Genomic DNA, 19,210 nt, shown 5'->3' with positions numbered 1-19,210 from the left:
ATCTGAATGGCCTAGCGAGCCCAGGACGCCATTAGCGGAGATGGTCGGGACGTCCGCCCCGGGCCTCGTCACGCTCAGGGCAGTAGGAAGCCCCCGAGCTCGGCGACTTCGTCGAGCACCGCGCGGTAGGTAACTTCCCGTCCCCGCTGTTCCCGACGGACGAGCCCGGCGTGCGCGAGGATGGTCAGGTGCGAGGAGATGGTGTTGTGCGGGCTGCCGACCCGTTCCGCGATCGCGCCGGAGTTCAGCCCGCTCTCGCCGCACTCGACGAGCAGCTGATACGTCCGGAGCCGCGTGGCCTGCGCCAACGCCGACATGATCGTGATAGCCCGTGATGCGTCCATTTGTCTGGAATGGTGGACAGAAGACTGCAGGTCAATGCGGGGCAGCGCGCCGGCGCTAATAAATCTTATGCGAGCGTCCGGTGGAGGCGGCTCGCCATCGGCTCCGGGGCACGCAAGGCGCATGGCTCCGTCCCGGAAGTCTAGCTAGGCCGGGTCACCCTCAGCGTGACGAGCAAGATCAAGATACTTCATTTTTAACTCCCATATCCACCTTGCTCCGACGCCTGCCGATTCACTCCTACAGGCCGACGCGACGCGGCTGGCCACAGAGCATAACGCGTTGACAACCCTGGTCATGGCGTTCCGCCGCGGTCGCCCGTGGCCCCACACCCATCTTCCCGAACAAAACACTTCAATATGTCCAGAGCTATTGAAGTGTTTTGACGCATCGCTATATTGCGTTTGTTGCCGGGTATTTCGCTGCCCGCGACGCCGTGATCCGATGGCGACAAGGGAGTTGATCATGAGCACGATCACCGCACAGATGCCCGCTCTATACCCACGCCTCGAAACCCCGACTGGCGGGAGGTCGACCTACCTCGATCCTCTCGACGACGACCGGGCGGACGACGCGGTCGTCGTCACCACGCGTCGCGCGATTTCGCGCATCGCCCTTGTCGCGGCCGAGGCCGCCGGGCGGTTTCAGCGCGACGGTGTGCCCCATGACGCGATGACGTGGATGCTGGCGCCGCTCGCGCTGTTCAGCGGGTCGAATGCGCTCGAGGCGTGCCTTCAGCGCGACGCCTGCCTGCGCGGCATCCTGATCCACGGGCTCTCGCTTGGCCTGGACGCGGATCCGACCACCATCGACGCGCTGACGGACGACGACGACGACGACGGGGACGTTTCGGCCCCGAGCCGCACGGCGGATGCGTCGGCGGACCGGTGGCGCACCAACGTTCTGCCCTTTGCGGATCCGTTGGTCGGGCAGATGCGCCTGTTCACCGCCACGATCGTCGCCGACGACGGTTTCGAGACGGTCCAGGCGTTCCACGCGTCCCTTGCCACGGATGAGACCGAGATCGCGGGCAGGCTCCACTGTCGCTTCGGTGCCGCCGCGGCGGACGCCCGGATCAGGAGGGGGTTCGATGCGACCGACCCGCTTGTGGCAGCGCTGGTGTCGGATGTGATGTGCGACACCCTGGCGCTCATCGCGGCCGAGCCCGCGTCGCCGATCGCCGCCGGCCTCGACGTCAACATCGAGCAGCGCTTCCACATCTGAACGCCATCCCGTGATCGCGCCCGCCGGGAGTGCGGGCCCGATGACGGGGGGCACACCTTCAACCCAGCATGGGAGAATCGCGATGCGGGACCCGATTCCCGAGACGGGAGAGCTGCGTGCGGTCAACACCGACGACGATGTCCGGCTGCTGCGGCGTCTCGACATCCGCGAGGGGGAGACCGGCGTAGGCGGTCGCGTCGACACCGTGATCGGCGTCGTGGTCGATGTCGAGACTTCAGGCCTCGGCGCCGACGACGTCATCATCGAGCTGGCCTTGAGGCGCTTTCGCGCAGACCCGGACGGTGTGATCGTCAAGATCGACCGTAGCTATTCGTGGCTGGAGGACCCGGGCCGCGACCTGCCCGAGGACATCGTCCGCCTGACGGGGCTAACGGACGCCGACGTCGCCGAACAGGTCATCGACGACGAGGCCGCCATCCGCCTCCTCCGCTCCGCCGATTTCGTCTGCGCACATAATGCGGGCTTCGACCGCGGATACATCGAGCGGCGCCTGCCGGATGCGGCCGGGCTAGCTTGGACCTGCAGCTGCGCCGACATCGATTGGCGCGCGTCTGGCTTCGACGGCAGATCCTTGGGCTGGCTGCTCGCGCAGGTCGGCTACTTTCACGGTGCGCACCGGGCGGGCGACGACGTCGACGCGGTCATCGCGCTTCTCCAGCACTCACTGCGCGGGGGCGGCACGGCGCTGTCCGAGATGCTGGCGACGGCTCGCTCTCCCAGCTGGCGCTTCCGCGCGATCGGCGCGGCGTTCGAACGCAAGGATGCCCTGCGCGCGCGCGGCTACAGGTGGGACGCGGACACGAAGACGTGGTGGCGGGAGGTGCCCGACACGAGGCGATGCGAGGAGGAATGGTGGCTGGCCGGCCAAGTCTACTCGGCGGACGCCAACCCCAAGGCGCTGGGGCCGGCGATCGAGCGGATCACGTGGCACGAGCGCTACGCCCCGGCGGACCGATAGCCGACAACTACCCAAGACGGCCACGGCCGATAACCGGAAAGGAGTATGCGATGGCCAGGAAGCCCAAGACGACGAAGGCGATCATCCCGGTCGCGGCTGCGGTGCAGCACCGCCCCCTCGCGGGCACAAACATCATGCCGGTGGAGGTGTATCGCGTGCCCGGCCGCCATCCGGCAGGTGACGGACCGTGGAGCGCCGAGCCCGACAAGGTGTCTTGGATCGATCCCGCCACGGCGATACCCTGCATCATGCGCCGAGGCACTGACGGCGCGTTGCGCGGATACGTCGGCGTCGGGCCGGACCACCCGCTTGCCGGTTTCGGAGAGGAGGCGCTGCCCCACGATCCGCCGATCGTCGTACATGGTGGTGTCGACTACGCGTCGCCGTGCGAGGAGTATGAGCCGCACGAGACTTCCGTCTGCCAAGTCCGGGTGCCCCGCGCCGCGGAGGGGCGGTCGTCGACGCCGCTCCGGCCGCCGTTCGACGCGTGCACCATGGTCGCGTTGGCGATGCTGCCTGACGAGCTGTGGTGGTTCGGATTCTCCTGCAACAAGGCCTACGACCTTGTCCCTGGGAAGCGTCACCCTGATCCGTTGGGGCTGGAGAACGGCCGGGTCTACCGCGACGAACGCTATGTCGTGCGCGAGACGACCAACCTGGCCGCCCAGCTGCACGCGATCGCCGAGGGGCTGGAAATGCCCGAACTCAAGGGTGAACGGCCGCCCGTCGGACTCTCGGAGTATGATCAGGTGCCACGCCGATGAGGTATGAGGACGTCCGCAATCCCGCGTTGCCATGGGGCTATTGGCTCCACGCCGAAGGGGCTCCGTGTGGTGGCCTCCTGGCGGATGAGCAGGGGTGCCGCTGGGACACGGCGCGCGAGGCCTTCTGGATCGGCCGGCTTGGGATGCCGACCACGCTGTTCATGGAGGAGGGCCTTGAGCGGCTGATGGGCTACCTCGCCGCCATAAGCCGGCGGGTCGTCATCGTCGCGGAGAGTGCCCACGACCTGTTCGCCGGCGAGCATGACTTCGAGCGTTTCTATGGAACTTGGTTGTATTCCCACGCTCTGACCGGCGGCGACCCGCCCTACGGCACCGGCATCAGCGCGGAGGGCCACGCAGCGCTGGTCATGCTCGCCTCTACGCGGCCATCGCAGGTGCGCAGTATCCCAGTAGGCAGCGAGGCGATTGCGACCCTCGCGCCGTCGAAGGCGTCGGACGTCGACACCGCGGCATGGCTCGATCGCGTGGAGGCGATGTCAGCAAAGCTGCCGTTCCGCTTCGAGAGGCGCGAACTGTGGCGTAAGCCCGCACTGGCCCTGGTGGGCGACGGCCTGGGCGACGTCGTGCCGCTCCGCCGAACGCTGTGGATGCAGTCGTTCTCGGACAATCCCTCCCGGGACCGTTTTTACGTCTGGCTCGCGCATCGCTTAGACCGATGGGAGAAGTGGGGCGGCATGGCCTATCAGCGGGGTGCGCCCGTCCTGACGCAGCACCTCTTGGCGATGGTCATGACCGCGCCCGACGATCCCGATGGCGGCGTCGCACCCGGGCGCGGGCGGCGGCTTCTGTGACGGGCAGCGACCAGACGGATCCGACGACGGCAGCCGATCGGCGCGTGATGAAGGTGGCGCGCGCGGAGGCACGTGCGCGGGTGTGGGGTATCAGGCGCGGCGGCAGTGGGTCGATGCGCGATGCCTTCCAACAGGAAATCGCTGCGACCGTCCGTTCGGCATCGCCATTCCTCATCTCCCTCGTCGCATCTCAGGGGAAGTCGGTCGACGGAGTCGTCGCCCGAATCGAGCCCGCGGACCGGTGGCCACGGTGGCCGAGCCTGCATAAAAACGTCCGGTTTCGGCCTGCCCGCGAGACCCATGACCAATTCGAGATCTGGACGGCGTCCGGCTGGCAGCCGACCGTTCTGCTGCGTGGCTTTGGTCATCGCATCGCGTTTCTTCGGTCGGGCGACGACTGGGCGGATCTGGAGATCGTCAACCATTCGCTCGAGGTCGAGGGGCAGATCGGCATGGTGAAGTTCGAGACGCTTTTCGGCACGCTGCGGGTCAAGCTGGATGACCGTCTGCCTGAAACTCTGGCGATGGCGTGCGTCGGAAGGCCGATCGGAGACGTTATCGACCACGCCTCCCTGCGTGGACGCGCTTGGCGGGTCATCGAGATCGACGATTCAGCTTCGCCGCTCGCACAGACCCTGGTGGTTGCGACCGGATCCCAGCCTTATGTTATGCCATGGGCGGCTAGTCGTCCTCGGGCCCTTTTCGTGTAAGATCCGGCAGGATAGCCACTATCCCGAAGTTCGATCCTTAATGGGCGCAGGGCCGGTTGTGACTGCGCCGGAGCCCGCTCCGGGCGACCGCGTTGCATCGGCGGCTGACGGGGGATCTCGAGCGTTGAGCGGGCCAGAAGAAAAATACCGGCGAAATGAGCGGCTAGGTTGCAATAAACTTGGCCGCTCAGTTTGAAAAAGTTCAGGTTTTTCAAGGGCCGGTTGAGCGGCTTTTAGTGAATTGCGACACCGACTAAAAAACCCTCTTTCTTGTCGGTATCGTAAATCGAATGGGCGGAAACTGGTCCCCCATCGGTTCTCACAGCGCGTCGGCTATTCGCTATCGCGCGCGACCGGGCCGCCTTTGAGCCCCTTTCTGACGATTCGAGTTTCGTTCCTCACACCGCGGAGCACAGTGCGCGCGCCCTATTTCCGCCCGTCGAGGGCTCACCGGCCACCCCGTCGGCCGCATCTGCTCGCTTGCGCCGTCGGTTGCGCCAAATGTTCTGGCGAAGGACAGCTGCCACCTGAAGAGCGCAGTCCGAAACGTCGGAAACGCAGGTTCGGCACTTTTTAGAACAGACCGTCGTCCTCATCGTCATCATCATCCGATCCCGGGTTCCCGCCGGTCATGATGGTTTCGCTGTTTGGCGCGAAGCGGTGATGGACACTCCGTTCTTTCGCCATCGTATAAAGGTTCGCGATCTGGTTCAGCAGGGCCTGCGCGGGCTCCGACAGTTCCGCCTCAATTTCTGGTTGCGGCTGCGCGATCATCTGGAATCGTTCGCCGATCTCATCGAGGGACGCGGCGAACGTCGTCTCGCAATCGACCGCATTGACGGCTTCGTCCAGGATGGTGGCGACCAAGGCGGCGCCATCTTTGAAATCCGACAGATTTTCGCGCATCCGTCGCGCGCCGTTCTGGATCGTCGCAAGCGACTGTTCCAGCGTTTCCTCCTCGCCAGAGTCGCTTTGCGATCGTCCGATCGCGCGCGACGCGGTCTCCAAGCGGCCGACATCCGCCGCAACCTGCGCGGAAATCGATTCCAACGTACCCACAAAGCTGCGGATCTCCGCCGCGATACGTGCCAAGCCATTGCCGTCGCGCCCGATGCGATAACATCGCAGGTCGGTGTTCCAGGCCATGTTGTGCACTTCGTTGGTGACCTGGTGGATGATCTTGAGCCGCTGCCCCAATCTTTCGACCGTCGCTGCAGTCTCCTGGCCCAGCATGTGAGACCGCACGTCCGCATCGCGCAGGCCCGTGGTGACCTTGCCCACTTCAGCGACCCGCTGTTCCAGCGTCTCCAAGAACGCCGCGTCCCCGTTGGTGTTGGCACCGCCATCGCCGTGCAGCGCGAGCATATCGACCACATCGGGGACAATCTCGCGCAAGCTGTCGACGAGCCGCTGGTTCTCGAGCCGAAAATCCGCGATCGCATCGCTGGTCTGCGCCGACAGGAGTGCCAGAACGTGCTTCTCGGCGACCTCATCGAGTGCATCGCCTTCGCGGTCGGCACCAGATACGGTCAGCAACATGCGGTAGCCGGTCGCGACATGCTCCAGGCGTTGGCGCGTGATATCGCCGATTTGCAGCGCACCAAGTGCGTCACCGAGTTTGCCGCGAATCCGGCGCGCGACGGCGGCGATCGTCTCGGACAGCGTCGTGACACCGTCCAGATGCTTCTGGAGGCCCAACGCATCCTCCGCCAACCGGCGCGGGACATTCGGCACCACCACCGCACACTCGACCGCGAGCGTGCGATCGACCGTCAGCACGCTCGGGATGAGCGACACGAGGTGCCGCAACTCGCGGCCGATCGCGGCAATTTCGCTCTCGCTGACATCGAGCTTGACGAAAATCGCATCGGCGAATTCGGAAAAGCCGTTCTGACCGGCGGCCGCCACCTTTATGTTCAGGCCGCAGATGCGCAGAAACTCCAGGGTCCGGCCAACGCGGAAGATATGGTCCTGCACATTCTTCCCGGCCTTTTCGACCGTCGCCAGCGCGTCCGATCGCGCGGCCATTGTCGCGGGAAGCCGCTCGAGCCGCTCTGCGGTGCGCTGCATGTTGGCCACTGCCCGCGTGGCAGCCTCGCGATCAAGCGCGTCGGTCATGCCGCCCAAACCCGCAATGACCTTTTCGACGATATCGTAGGCGCGCGCGAGCGCGGCCCCGGCATCGACGAAGCGCGCATCCAGTCCATTCGCCACCAGATCGAGCGCCACGTCGACGCTCGCCGGTGCCTGGCCGACGTCAGGGATTGTCGCGGAATACATTGCGTCCTTCCTGCAGAGGCGCTGCGTGGCGGCGGTCGTTGCGCATCATCGGTCCGCCGCCTGCAACATTTCGCGCGCGATCTGGCTGAGCGGGATCACCTTCTCGACCCCGCCATGCGCGATCGCTTCCTTGGGCATTCCGAACACGATCGAGGTGGCTTCGTCCTGCGCGAAGGTGCGTGCCCCGGCCTGCCTCAGTTCGAGCATCCCGCGCGCGCCGTCATCGCCCATGCCCGTCATGATCACGCCGACCGCATTCGACCCGGCCGAGCGCGCGACCGAGCGAAACAGCACGTCGACCGACGGGCGATGCCGCGACACCAGCGGCCCGTCGCGCACCGACACATAGTAGCGCGCGCCGCGCCGCTCGAGCATGGTGTGCTTGCCGCCTGGCGCGATGAGGACTTGGCCGCGCAGCACCGGATCGCCGTCCGCTGCTTCCTTCACATCGGTTTCGCACAAGCTGTCGAGCCGCTTGGCGAAGGCGCGGGTGAAGTTCTCCGGCATGTGCTGAACGACGACGACACCGGGCGAATTGGCCGGCAGCGCCTCCAGCACTTGCCGCAGCGCTTCGGTCCCGCCGGTGGAGGCACCGAGACAGATAACCATCTCGGTGGTGCGGCTCATCGCCCTGCCGCTGGGCGGGGGAAGGACCGCGTCTGCGGTCAGTTTCTTTTCCGGGGCGCTCGAACGAGCAACCCGCGCCGCTCGACCCTTGACCCGCGCCTTCGCCGCCGCCTTCACCGCATCGCAAATCTGCAGATTATGCTCGGTGAGATGCTCGGCAACACCGACCTTGGGTTTGAGAATGACGTCGACCGCGCCTGCCTCCATCGCCTGCAACAGCGTGTCGGAGCCATCTTCGGTAAGCGACGAGCACATCACCACCGGGATCGGGCATTGCGACATCAGTTTGCGCAGGAAGGTGATGCCATCCATGCGCGGCATCTCGACATCCAGCGTGATGACGTCGGGTACTTCTTCCTGAATGCGCTTGGCCGCGGCGAACGGATCGGCCGCGGTGCCCATCACCTCGATCTCGGGGTCGGCTTCCAGCACGCTCGTCATGGTCTGTCGCACGATCGCGGAATCGTCGATGATCAGCACCCGGATCTTTTTTGGCCGATCGACCATAGGTCAGCTCCGCTTGAAGATGGTGTTGGCGACCTGGACGATCGGCAGATCGTGCCCGGCGATGGATTCGGAATGCCCGAGGAACAGCAAGCCGCCGGGGGCGAGCTTGTCGACGATCTGCGACACGACCCTCAGCTGCGTTTCCCGATCGAAGTAGATCAGCACGTTGCGGCAGAAGATCAGGTCCATCGCCTCGCCGACCGGATAATGGTCGTCCATCAGGTTGAGGCGGGCAAAACCGATATTGCGGCGCAGTGCGGGTACGATGCGCACCTCGCTGCGGGCCGGATCGCGCGACCCCATTACATATTTGCGGCGCAGGACGGGCGGAATCGGTTCGGCGATTTCGGCAGGGTAAATCCCGGCGCGCGCGATTTCGAGCACGTCGGTATCCAGATCGGTGGCGAGAATGCTGTAGCTCGGGCCGAACCGACCCGCCGCAAAATCGTCGATCACCATCGCGATCGTATAGGGTTCGGGGCCGGTCGAGCAGGCGACGCTCCAGGCGCGAAGCGGCTGCGATCCGCGCGCCGTCAGCTGTGGCAGTGCTACCTGCCGCAAATATTCGAAATGCTGCGGTTCGCGAAAGAAGTCGGTCTTGTTCGTGGTGACGGCGTTGATGAGATACTCACCCTCGCGCTCGATATTGTTTGCCGCGAAGAAATACGCGCAATAGTCATCCAGGCTCTCGACGCCGACGGCACGTTGCCGACGACGCAGACGACCTTCCAGCATCGTCCGCTTGCTGGGCGGCATTTTGATGCCGGCATAAGTGTAGATGTAATGCGCGAGCTTATCGAAATTCTGCGCGCTGATCCGGTCGCCCGGGGGCGCCAGCGATTGTGCGAGAGGTGCGGCGAGGGTCACGATGATACTCCGCGGATATCGCCCCGCCAGGCCTGGATGAGGGAAGCAGCGCGTCGCATCGCATGCTCAGGCGGCGATCGCGCCGGGCTGCAGCGACTGAACTTCGTCAGCCGAGAAGATCTGCACGACATCGACCAGAACGACGAAGCCGTCGGGGCGTTTCGCCACGCCAGCGAGATACTGCGAGGGCCAGCGCACACCGATGTCGGGCGGGGGGCCGATGTCCGCCGTGTCGAAGGTGCTGACGTCCAGTACGCGATCGACGACCAGCCCCAGCACCAGCGTACGCCCGTCGAACGGCACATCGACCACCAGGATCCGCGTGCTCGCGGTGGGTGCCACATGCGGCAGACCCAGGCGCAGGCGGAAATCGATCGTCGTCACGCCCTCACCGCGCAATTCGGTGAGGCCGAGCAGATAATCGGGGCCGTTCGGGATGCGAAACGTCTCGCGATAGTCGAGGATTTCGCGCACCAGCGTGACCGGGACCGCGAACGTCTCCGCGCCAAGACCGAAGGTTACGACCTGCAATTCCTGAGCGTTGCTCATGCCGCTTCGCTCCCGAAAAGGGCGTCATCGGCATCCGGGCCCCCGCGGCTCAGATCGAGCGCGAAGCCGTTCGCGCGCGCCTGCTGATCGGCGATCGAGTTCGGCTTTGCCCGGTAAGTGGGTTTGGGACGCGAAACGGGCTTCCTGGCCACGCGCGCCGCTGGCTTCGCCGGCTCCGGCATGTGGCGCGGCTCGCTGGGCATCGTGGCACCACGCCTCGTGCCTGCATCGTCGCTGACCCGGAAATACGCGATGCTGCTCTGCAATTGCTCGGCCTGCGTCGCGAGCAGTTCGGAGGTCGTCGAAATCTGTTCCGATGCGCTGGCGTTCTGCTGTGTCACTTGGTCGAGCTGCTGGATCGCGTCGTTGATCTGCGATGCACCAATGTCCTGTTCGCGGCACGCCGAGCTGATCTCCAGCACGAGTTCTGCGGTCCGGCGGATGTCGGGTACCAGCCGCCCGAGCATGTCGCCCGCGTCGGCGGCGGCTTTCACCGTTTCCGACGAAACCAGACTGATCTCGGCCGCCGCGCTTTGGCTGCGTTCGGCAAGCTTGCGCACTTCGGAGGCGACCACGGCAAAGCCTCGGCCATGTTCGCCTGCACGCGCCGCCTCGACTGCCGCATTCAGCGCAAGCAGATCGGTCTGCCGCGCGATTTCCTGGACGATGCCGATCTTCTCGGCGATCGTGCGCATCGCGTCGACTGCCTTGTCGACGGCAACGCCGCTTGCCTCCGCATCACGCGCCGACTGGCGCGCCATCTTTTCGGTCTGCGCGGCGTTATCGGCATTCTGGCGGATGTTGGCGGCCATTTCCTCCATCGACGCCGATGCCTGTTCGGTCGCGGCCGCCTGCTCGGTCGCGCCCTGCGAGACCTGTTCGGAACTCGCCGACAGTTCCTGGCTGCCTGCGGAGACACTGTTCGCGGCGACCGTGGCATCGCTCACCACCCCGCGCAGGCGATCGATCATGCGGATCAGGGCGTTGCCCAATGTGTCGCGATCCGACGCGGCTTGGTGGGTGATGGTCAGGTCGCCATCGGCAATCTTGTCGGCCACGCCTGCGGAAACACGCAGATTGCCGGTCATCCGCACCAGCGCATGGCCTAGCGTATCCTTGTCGGACAGCGGCTGGTGATCGACACTGAGGTCGCCCAGCGCAATGCGATCGGCCAGCGAGACGCTGTCGCGCAGATTGCCGGTCATGCGGTTGACCGTGTCGACCAGATCCTTGATTTCGTCGTTGGTCGAGACCTGCACCTCGTGATTCAGATCGCCGATCGCGACGGCATCCAGCGCCGCGCGCGCCTTGCCAAGGCCGATCGAGACCGACCGTGCGATCCAGACCGCAGCGGCGATACCGATCAGCATCGCGGCGATCACCAGCCCGATGAACAGCCCGCGCGCAGCGGCATAGGTCTCGTCGCCCACCCTGCTCGCAGCGTCGCCGCCGCTGACGTTCAGCTTCACCAGCTTCAGCAGATCATCCGACAGATTGTCGAAGAGCGGCTGGCTGTCCACCATCGCCTTGGCCGCCTCGGCATTCTTGTTCTGCCGCGACAGCGCCAGGATTTCATCCGCAGCCCGCTCATAGCGGCCATATTTCTCGGCGAACTGCTCGTAGATGCGACGCTCTTCGTCGGACGAGATCAGCTTTTCATAGCGGCCGCGCAACTCCTTGATGTCGCTGCGGATCTGCTCGAGCTCGCCCTCCGCTTTGCGCATGGCGGCTTCCTCGGTGGTGGCGATATGGGAATATTGCGCGACGCGAAGGTCGGAGGTTGCCGTGTTCAGCCGGTGGACGGCATCGATACTGGGCATCCAATTGTCTGCCATCTCGGTCGACTGGTCGTTGATCGACGCCATTTTGGCTACACCGACCCCGCCCAGAATGGCGGTGAGCAGCAAGAGAGTGGCAAAGGCCCCGCTCAATTTCGCCTTGATCGTCGCACGCATCGTATCGTCCTTTTCGGTCGGCGCCCTGCGACGCCGCGTTCCTTGCAATCGGTTGGAGGTCAGGCAGCCTTGGTCCCGAAATCCGCGTCCTCGGCGTCCGGGCCGCCGTGGTTCAGGTCGAGCGCGAAGCCATTCACGCGCGCCTGTTGATCGGCGATCGAATTGGGCCTTGGCCGCGCCTTGGCCTTGAGCTTCGGCTTGTAGCTCGGCGCTCGGGCGGGAATGTTGGGCGGTGCCGCCCGCGCCGCGCTGGCATGGCGGGCAGGGGGCGCATCGCTCACCCGGAAGTAGGCGATGCTGCTCTGCAAATGTTCCGCCTGGGTGGCGAGCAGCTCGGAGGTGGTCGAAATCTGTTCCGAGGCATTGGCGTTCTGCTGTGTGACCTGGTCAAGCTGCTGGATCGCCTCGTTGATCTGCGAGGTGCCGATGTCCTGTTCGCGGCAGGCCGAACTGATCTCCAGCACGAGCTCGGCGGTCCGGCGGATATCGGGCACCAACCGCGCGAGCATCTCGCCCGCATCGGCCGCCGCCTTCACCGTCTCGGAGGACACGAGACTGATCTCGGCAGCTGCGCTCTGGCTGCGCTCGGCGAGCTTGCGGACTTCGGAGGCGACGACTGCGAAGCCGCGGCCATGTTCGCCCGCCCGCGCCGCTTCGACCGCGGCGTTGAGCGCGAGCAGATCGGTCTGCCGCGCGATTTCCTGGACGATGCCGATCTTCTCGGCGATGGTGCGCATCGCCCCGACCGCCTTTTCGACCGCCACGCCACTTGCTTCGGCATCGCGGGCCGACTGGCGCGCCATCTTCTCGGTCTGTGCGGCGTTATCGGCATTCTGGCGGATGTTGGCGGCCATTTCCTCCATCGAAGCCGATGCCTGCTCGGTCGCCGCCGCCTGTTCGGTGGCGCCTTGCGACACTTGCTCCGAACTCGCCGACAATTCCTGGCTGCCGGACGAGACGCTGTCGGCGGCGATCGTCGCATCGCCAACCACCCCGCGCAGCCGCTCGACCATGCGCACCAATGCTTGCCCGAGCATGTCATTGTCGGACAGCGGTCGGTGCGTCACGGTCAGATCGCCATCGGCGATCTTGTCGGCCAGATTGGCGCTGGTGCGCAGGCTCTCGACCAGCGCGTTGATCGCATCCCGCATCTGGCGGTGATCACCCTCGCAGCGGATTTCGACGCGCTCGGTCAGATCGCCCGCGCTGACCAGATCGAGCACGCGATTGCCTTCCAGGATCGGCTGCAGGATCGCGTCGAGCATCCCGTTGATGCCAGACACGAGTGCTGCGAAATCGCCGACGAAGCGCTTCTGGTCGCCGCGCTCGTTCAGGTGACCGGCGGTGGAGGCGTCGATCAGCCGCTGAATCTCTTCGGTAATGTCGCGCAGATTGCGCCGCAGCGTCTCGACGGTGTCGTTGATAAAGGCTTTCTTGCCGGGAAACTGTTCCAGCGGCGCATTGAAATTGCCCTCGCCGAACTGCTTGATGCAGGCCATCGCCTTCTTCTTCACGGCGATATGCGCGGCGACCATGTCGTTGACACCGTGCGCCATCAGGCCGAAGTCGCCCTTGAACTTCTCGGCGGGCACGAAGACGTCGATATCGCCTTTGTCGTGCTCGGCCGACATGTGGCGCATCTCCGAAATCAGGCCTTTCAGATTGCCGCGCAGCGTCTCGATGGTGTCGTTGATAAAGGCTTTCTTGCCCGGAAAGGGCTCGAGCGGGGCCTCGAAATTACCTTCGCCCAGCTCCTTTACACAGGCCATCGCCTTCTTCTTCACGGCAATGTGCCCGGCAACCATCTCGTTCACGCGCCGGGCCATCGTGGCGCACTCGCCGTGATAGCGCTCGACCGGCAAGGTCACATCGATGTCGCCTGAATTGTGCTCCCGCGCCATCGCTTCGATATCCGCGCCCAACGCGGCGATCGGCTGCATCGCTTTGTCGAGAAGGTCGTTCAGCGCGACCAGAGCTTCTCGCGTCTGGCCCTTGGCGAGTGAGACATCGGCCCGTTCCGCATAGTTGCCACTCGCCATCGCATTGCCGATCCGGGCGAATTCGGCCGTCAGGACGCTCGCGGAGATGCTGCTGAAAATATTGAGTGGCATATTGTTTTTCCCTGTGATGGCGCGTCGCGCGTTCGGCGCTACGGCCCGGTCAGACGGCGTCAGGCGGCTTGGGTCGCGAAATCGGCGTCGTCCGAATCCGGACCACCCCGGCTAAGGTCGAGCGCAAACCCATTCGCGCGGGCTTGTTGATCGGCGATCGAATTGGGCATTGGCCGCGGCTTGGCTTTAGCCTTTGGCTTGATGAAGGTTGGTGCTCGGGCTGGCGCGCTTGGCGCCGCCGCTCGCGCCGCGCTAGGCGGACGGACCGGGGCTTCGTCCTTGAGCCGGAAATAAGCGATGCTCGTTTGCAGCTCGCCGGCCTGGCTGGCGAGCAGTTCGGAAGTTGTCGAAATCTGTTCCGACGCGCTGGCATTCTGCTGCGTGACTTGGTCGAGCTGCTGGATCGCGTCGTTGATCTGCGAGGCGCCAATGTCCTGCTCGCGACAGGCTGAGCTAATCTCGAGCACGAGCTCGGCGGTCCGGCGGATATCGGGCACCAACCGCGCGAGCATCTCGCCCGCATCGGCCGCCGCCTTCACCGTCTCGGAGGACACGAGACTGATCTCGGCAGCTGCGCTCTGGCTGCGCTCGGCGAGCTTGCGGACTTCGGAGGCGACGACTGCGAAGCCGCGGCCATGTTCGCCCGCCCGCGCCGCTTCGACCGCGGCGTTGAGCGCGAGCAGATCGGTCTGCCGCGCGATTTCCTGAACGATGCCGATCTTCTCCGCGATCGTGCGCATCGCGCCGACTGCCTTCTCTACGGCGATGCCGCTGGCTTCGGCATCGCGCGCCGACTGTCGCGCCATTTTCTCGGTCTGTGCGGCGTTATCGGCGTTCTGCCGGATGTTGGCAGCCATCTCCTCCATTGCGGCGGAGGCCTGTTCGGTCGCAGCCGCCTGTTCGGTCGCGCCCTGAGACACCTGTTCCGAACTTGCCGACAGCTCCTGGCTGCCGGAGGAGACGCTGTCGGCAGCGCTATTTGTCTTGCCGACCACGTCGCACAGGCGATCGACCATGCGCACAAGCGATTTCCCCAGCCGGTCCGCGTCGGAAAGCGGGCGATGCGTCACGGTCAGATCGCCATCGGCGATCTTGTCGGCGAGCGCGGCGGAAACGCGCAAATTGCCGGTCATGCGGTTGACCGTGTCGACCAGATCCTTGATTTCGTCGTTGGTCGAGACGTGAACATTCTGGTCGAGATCGCCGATCGCCACGGCATCCAGCGCCGCGCGCGCCTTGCCCAGACCGATCGAGACCGACCGTGCGATCCAGATGGCGGCGATAATGCCGATCAGCATCGCGGCGATCATCAGTCCGATAAACAGCGCGCGCGCCGCAGCATAGGTTTGGTCGCCCAGCGTGCTTGCGGCGTCCCCGCCTGCGACGTTCAGCTTGACGAGCTTCAACAAGTCGTTGGACAGATCGTCATATAGCGGCTGGCTCTCGGTCATCGCCTTGGCCGCCTCGGCATTCTTGTTCTGCCGCGACAAGGCCAAGATCGCCTCTGCAACCCGTTCATAACGGCCATATTTTTCGGCAAACTGCTCGTAGATGCGGCGTTCTTCGTCGGACGAAATCAGCTTTTCATAGCGGCCACGCAGCTCCTTGATGCTGCTGCGCAATGCGTCGATCTCGCCCTCCGCCTTGCGCATGGCGCCTTCTTCGGTGGTGGCGATATGCGAATATTGCGCGACGCGCAGATCGGACGTTGCCGTATTGAGACGATGGACGGCGTCGATGCTCGGCATCCAATTGTCCGCCATCTCGGTCGACTGGTCGTTGATCGACGCCATTTTGGCGACGCCGACCCCGCCCAGAATTGCGGTGAGCAGCAAGAGGGTGGCAAATGCTCCGCTCAGCTTGGCCTTGATCGTCGCACGCATCGTACCGTCCTTTTCCGTCGGCGTCCTCCGACGCGACATTCCGTGTGTTGTGTTAGAAATCGGGCTGCCCCCGCACCGGCTTGGCGACGCGACGCTTCACCCCAGCGGCCACCCCGAGAATGCTCATTTCTCCAAAACCGGCAGCGGGTCGACGATCTTGCCGCCGAGCAGCGGATTGAAGATCGCAACCAGGTTCGGGAGGATGACGACGCCGCTTGGCCGCCGCACCATCGCGCGCAGATAATCGCGCCGCCAGCGCAGCCCCACCGCAGGCGGTGCCTCGCTCGCATCACGATGCAGGGTGGCGACCTCGTGCACCTTGTCGGTCCTGATGCCGACCTGGAACGGCCCATTGTCGGTCGCCAGTTCGATGACGACGATCCGGCTGTCCATCGTCGGGTCGGTCCGCGGAAATCCGAACGCAAGCCTGAGATCGGCGATCGGAATGATCTTGCCGCGGAAGTTCACGACGCTGCCGACCAGCGGATTTGCACCCGGCACGGCCGTTTCGGGCAGCAGGTCGAGAATTTCGCGGACCAGCACCGCTTCGACCGCAAAGGTTTCCGATTGCAGGTCGAAGGTCAGGACTTCGAGTTCGCCCTCCGGGCTCCATTCGATATGTGCGAGATCGTCCATCCTATGCAGCGGCGCGCAGCCGCTCCTCCCGGTGCTGGCCGAGCGCGACCAGTTGCGCGACATCGAGGATCAGCGCGACGTTGCCGTCGCCGAGGATCGTCGCGCCGGCAAAGATCGTGACGTCGCCGTGGACCGGCGACATCGGCTTGATGACGGTCTGGTGGCTGCCGATGATCTGATCGACCACCAACCCGACGCGATCCGATCCGGTCGAGATGATGACGATCTTCTGATGCGGATCGGGCGGCGTCTGCGTATCGAAAATCTCGCGTAGCCGCATGAAGGGGACCAGCCGCTCGCGCAGCGTGATCAGGCTGCGACCGCGCGAGCGCACATCCTCCTCCAGGCTCAGCTCGATACACTCCTCGACCGCGGACAGCGGGATGACGTAGCGCGCGGTCCCGACGCGGATCAGCAGCCCGTCGATGATCGCCAGCGTCAGCGGAATGCGCAGTGAGATAGTCGAGCCTTCGCCCGGAACGCTCGTCACGTCGATCGTGCCGCGCAGGCTCTCGATCGTGCGTTTGACCACATCCATGCCGACGCCGCGACCCGACAGGTTTGTGACCTGTTCGGCGGTCGAGAAGCCGGGGTGGAAAATCAGCTGCAGCACCTCATGCTCGGTCGCGACCTGGCCCGGCTGGAGCAGGCCCTGCGCTTCGGCCTTGGCGCGGACGCGGTCGCGATCGATCCCGCGGCCGTCATCGCGAATGGCAATGATCACCTCGCCGCCGGCCTGCTTGGCCGACAGCAGGACCCGGCCGGTTGCGGATTTCCCGGCCACCACGCGCTCGTCGGCGGTTTCCAGGCCGTGGTCACAGGAATTGCGGATCAGATGGACCATCGGATCGGCGAGACGCTCCATCACCGTCTTGTCGACCTCGGTCGATTCACCCTCGGTGACCAGCTCGATCGCCTTGCCGGTATCGCGCGCGAGATCGTGAACCAGCCGGCGAAAGCGCCCGAACAGCGTTGCGACGGGCACCATCCGCAACACCATCATCGTGTCGCGCAATTCGCCCGCAAGTCGCTCGATTTCCTCGGAAATCGAATGCAGGATCTGGTTGGAGGTGCCCGCTCCGCCCTGCGCAAGTTGCGAAAGGCGGCTTTGCACGATCACCAGTTCGCCGACGCGGTCCATCAACAGGTCGAGGCGTTCGGCCGGAACGCGGACGGTCTCGCTGGCCTTGGGCAGGACCTTGGCCGCCTCGTCGGAAGCCGGGGTGGAAACGGGGGCCGCGGCGACGGGTTGAGCGCTTTCGACCACCGCCGCCGGGCTTGCCGCCGCAGCCTCGGATGACGCCGCGTCGCCGTGCGCATCCCCCTCGGCAATCTCAAGTTCCATGTCGTCCATCACGAAGATGAACACGTCGTCGATATGGTTTCGGCTGATGTCGCCGCGCAGCGTGACGGCCCAGCCGAAGTGGCATTCGGTCGGGTCGAGGTCGCCGAGCGGTGGAATCCGGTCGGTCAGCGCAACGATCCGGCTCTCGCCCAGCGCGCGCAGTTCGTCGAGCAGCATGAGGGGGTTGCTGCCGTTTGCCATCGCGTCGAGCGGCAGCCGGAAGGTCAGGCGCCAGACTCGATCGTTCGATTTTGCGGGTTCGGCGACGGGCGTCGCGCCGTCCATCGCCGCGTGGAGCCGCTCGATGATTGCCGCGCCGGTGTCGGCGGAAGCGGAGGCACCGGTCGTATCGTCGAGCAACGCGCGCATATGGTCCTGCGCCGCCAGAATTACCGCGACGAGCTCGGCGGTGGCGGGCGCAAGGCGCTTACGCACCCGGTCGAAGGCGGATTCGCAATGATGCGTGAAGCCGGCCAGCGCATCGAAGCCGAACATCGCGCCCGAGCCCTTCAGCGTGTGCAGCCCGCGGAAGATCGAGTCGATCAGATCGTAATCGTCGAGCCGGTGGCCGAGATCGAGCAGGCCTTGTTCGATCTGGTCGAGCAATTCGCCCGCTTCGATACGAAAGGCGGCGATCGGATCGGCCTGGCTCATCGCCCAAGGACCTTACGCGAAACCTTGATCAATTGCTCGGCCACGAAGGGCTTCACCAGCCAGCCGGTCGCGCCTGCGGCCTTGGCCTGTTGCTTGATCGAATCATCGGATTCGGTGGTCAGAAAGATAATCGGCGTGCCGCATTGCGCGGGGTTCTTGCGCAGCTCCCGGATCATGGTGAGCCCGTCCATCCGCGGCATGTTGAGGTCGGTGATGATCAGGTCGAACTTGGCGGCGTTCGCCTTGTTCAGCCCGTCGACACCGTCCTCGGCTTCGGTAACGGCATAGCCTGCACCGGTCAGCGCGATGCGGATCGCCATGCGCATGCTGCCCGAATCATCGACCGTCAGGATCGAAGCGCTCATTGTGGAAGGGCTCCGTCCAACCAGAAATCGAGATCGTGCTGCGCGGGGGCATCGAGCATTCCCGCACGCCGAAGTAACGCCGTCACGACGTCCGTTGCCGGACCCGCGAGCTGGATCGTTTTGTCGGTACGACTGGCGTGATCTCGCGCTGCACACAGGATTTGCAGGAAGCTGAGATCGACTTCCTGCACCTGGGCGAGATTCAGAACGGTGGTGTCATGCTGATCGAGATGTTGCGCCACGCTTTCGGCAAACATCGCCGCCGATGAAATCGTCACCGAACTGGGCACTTCTAACACTTGGGCCATTTCTGCCTCATTCATCTTCCACCGGCCGGATCGCCGACGCAGATCGGAGATTCCGATCCTGCGGCAAGCATCGTCTCTATGTAGCTGGCCCGCCGGGCAGAGCGCGCAAATCGACCGAAATTTTTTAAGGCGGTGCGGTGCGACGAAGCGCGAGGATGGTCTCTGCACGGGGTGGGAACACCGCGCCCTCCGGCGCGAGAGAGAGAGCGACCGCGTGGTCCGGTGGATTAGCCGTGCACGGCTTCGATCAGAACGGCGCAGGTCCGAGAGATCCAGCAAATCTTTACAAGAC

Annotated in this window: 17 protein-coding genes; 5 read left to right on the top strand and 12 right to left on the bottom strand. The window is 64.8% G+C overall.

The genetic code is table 11. The annotated features are described in order from the left end of the window. Positions 1 to 74: 74 nt before the first annotated feature. Positions 75 to 344: an ArsR/SmtB family transcription factor gene (locus tag AB5I39_RS08520; RefSeq protein ID WP_404373692.1), complete on the bottom strand. Its 270-nt coding sequence runs from the start codon at positions 342 to 344 to the stop codon at positions 75 to 77. A gap of 463 nt (positions 345 to 807) precedes the next feature. Between AB5I39_RS08520 and AB5I39_RS08515 the strand changes: the two genes are divergently transcribed. The 5 genes from AB5I39_RS08515 (at position 808) to AB5I39_RS08495 (ending at position 4,831) form a co-directional block, all read left to right on the top strand. Then, on the top strand, positions 808 to 1,566 hold the full coding sequence (locus tag AB5I39_RS08515; protein WP_404373690.1) for a hypothetical protein: 759 nt from the start codon (positions 808 to 810) through the stop codon (positions 1,564 to 1,566). A gap of 82 nt (positions 1,567 to 1,648) precedes the next feature. Continuing rightward, positions 1,649 to 2,545 (top strand): 3'-5' exonuclease, encoded by an 897-nt coding sequence (locus AB5I39_RS08510; RefSeq protein WP_404373687.1) that lies wholly within the window; start codon positions 1,649 to 1,651, stop codon positions 2,543 to 2,545. Positions 2,546 to 2,595: 50 nt separating this feature from the next. Further along, on the top strand, positions 2,596 to 3,309 hold the full coding sequence (locus AB5I39_RS08505; protein WP_404373684.1) for a hypothetical protein: 714 nt from the start codon (positions 2,596 to 2,598) through the stop codon (positions 3,307 to 3,309). Next, positions 3,306 to 4,121 carry a hypothetical protein gene (locus tag AB5I39_RS08500; protein ID WP_404373681.1) on the top strand — a complete coding sequence of 272 codons (816 nt, stop codon included), beginning with the start codon at positions 3,306 to 3,308 and terminating at the stop codon, positions 4,119 to 4,121. Before AB5I39_RS08505 ends, AB5I39_RS08500 begins: the two co-directional genes overlap by 4 nt. Beyond that, on the top strand, positions 4,118 to 4,831 hold the full coding sequence (locus tag AB5I39_RS08495; protein WP_404373678.1) for a hypothetical protein: 714 nt from the start codon (positions 4,118 to 4,120) through the stop codon (positions 4,829 to 4,831). The genes AB5I39_RS08500 and AB5I39_RS08495 overlap by 4 nt, the downstream gene beginning before the upstream one ends. 573 nt (positions 4,832 to 5,404) lie before the next feature. On the opposite strand, the gene AB5I39_RS08490 is transcribed toward AB5I39_RS08495, so the two are convergent. The 11 genes from AB5I39_RS08490 to AB5I39_RS08440 form a co-directional block, all read right to left on the bottom strand. Then, positions 5,405 to 7,111 (bottom strand): hypothetical protein, encoded by a 1,707-nt coding sequence (locus AB5I39_RS08490; protein ID WP_404373675.1) that lies wholly within the window; start codon positions 7,109 to 7,111, stop codon positions 5,405 to 5,407. Between the two features lie 45 nt (positions 7,112 to 7,156). Further along, the gene (locus AB5I39_RS08485; RefSeq protein WP_404373672.1) at positions 7,157 to 8,245 is read right to left on the bottom strand and encodes a chemotaxis response regulator protein-glutamate methylesterase; all 1,089 of its coding nucleotides are present in this window, start codon (positions 8,243 to 8,245) and stop codon (positions 7,157 to 7,159) included. 3 nt (positions 8,246 to 8,248) lie between these two features. After that, a complete protein-coding gene (locus AB5I39_RS08480; protein WP_404373669.1) occupies positions 8,249 to 9,112 on the bottom strand; it encodes a CheR family methyltransferase in 864 nt (287 codons plus the stop codon). 66 nt (positions 9,113 to 9,178) lie between these two features. Then, complete coding sequence (locus AB5I39_RS08475; protein WP_404373667.1) at positions 9,179 to 9,661, bottom strand: chemotaxis protein CheW; 483 nt, start codon at positions 9,659 to 9,661, stop codon at positions 9,179 to 9,181. Beyond that, complete coding sequence (locus AB5I39_RS08470; RefSeq protein WP_404373665.1) at positions 9,658 to 11,616, bottom strand: methyl-accepting chemotaxis protein; 1,959 nt, start codon at positions 11,614 to 11,616, stop codon at positions 9,658 to 9,660. Before AB5I39_RS08470 ends, AB5I39_RS08475 begins: the two co-directional genes overlap by 4 nt. A gap of 59 nt (positions 11,617 to 11,675) precedes the next feature. Beyond that, entirely contained in the window at positions 11,676 to 13,727 is a 2,052-nt protein-coding gene (locus AB5I39_RS08465; protein ID WP_404373663.1) for a methyl-accepting chemotaxis protein, read from the bottom strand. A gap of 59 nt (positions 13,728 to 13,786) precedes the next feature. Beyond that, positions 13,787 to 15,610 (bottom strand): methyl-accepting chemotaxis protein, encoded by a 1,824-nt coding sequence (locus AB5I39_RS08460; RefSeq protein WP_404373660.1) that lies wholly within the window; start codon positions 15,608 to 15,610, stop codon positions 13,787 to 13,789. Positions 15,611 to 15,733: 123 nt separating this feature from the next. Further along, complete coding sequence (locus AB5I39_RS08455; RefSeq protein ID WP_404373657.1) at positions 15,734 to 16,246, bottom strand: chemotaxis protein CheW; 513 nt, start codon at positions 16,244 to 16,246, stop codon at positions 15,734 to 15,736. A 1-nt stretch (position 16,247) separates the two neighbouring features. Next, on the bottom strand, positions 16,248 to 18,245 hold the full coding sequence (locus tag AB5I39_RS08450; protein WP_404373654.1) for a chemotaxis protein CheA: 1,998 nt from the start codon (positions 18,243 to 18,245) through the stop codon (positions 16,248 to 16,250). After that, positions 18,242 to 18,610, bottom strand: a complete 369-nt coding sequence (locus AB5I39_RS08445; RefSeq protein WP_404373652.1) for a response regulator — start codon at positions 18,608 to 18,610, stop codon at positions 18,242 to 18,244. The genes AB5I39_RS08450 and AB5I39_RS08445 overlap by 4 nt, the downstream gene beginning before the upstream one ends. Continuing rightward, a complete protein-coding gene (locus AB5I39_RS08440) occupies positions 18,607 to 18,933 on the bottom strand; it encodes an STAS domain-containing protein (protein ID WP_404373649.1) in 327 nt (108 codons plus the stop codon). The genes AB5I39_RS08445 and AB5I39_RS08440 overlap by 4 nt, the downstream gene beginning before the upstream one ends. Positions 18,934 to 19,210: the final 277 nt, after the last annotated feature.

Origin of the sequence: Sphingomonas sp. MMS24-J45, assembly GCF_044881195.1 — a bacterium.
Classification (GTDB): Bacteria; Pseudomonadota; Alphaproteobacteria; order Sphingomonadales; family Sphingomonadaceae; genus Sphingomonas.
The sequence above is the reverse complement of the archived record's forward strand: the minus strand, read 5'-3'. Positions and strand labels throughout refer to the sequence as shown.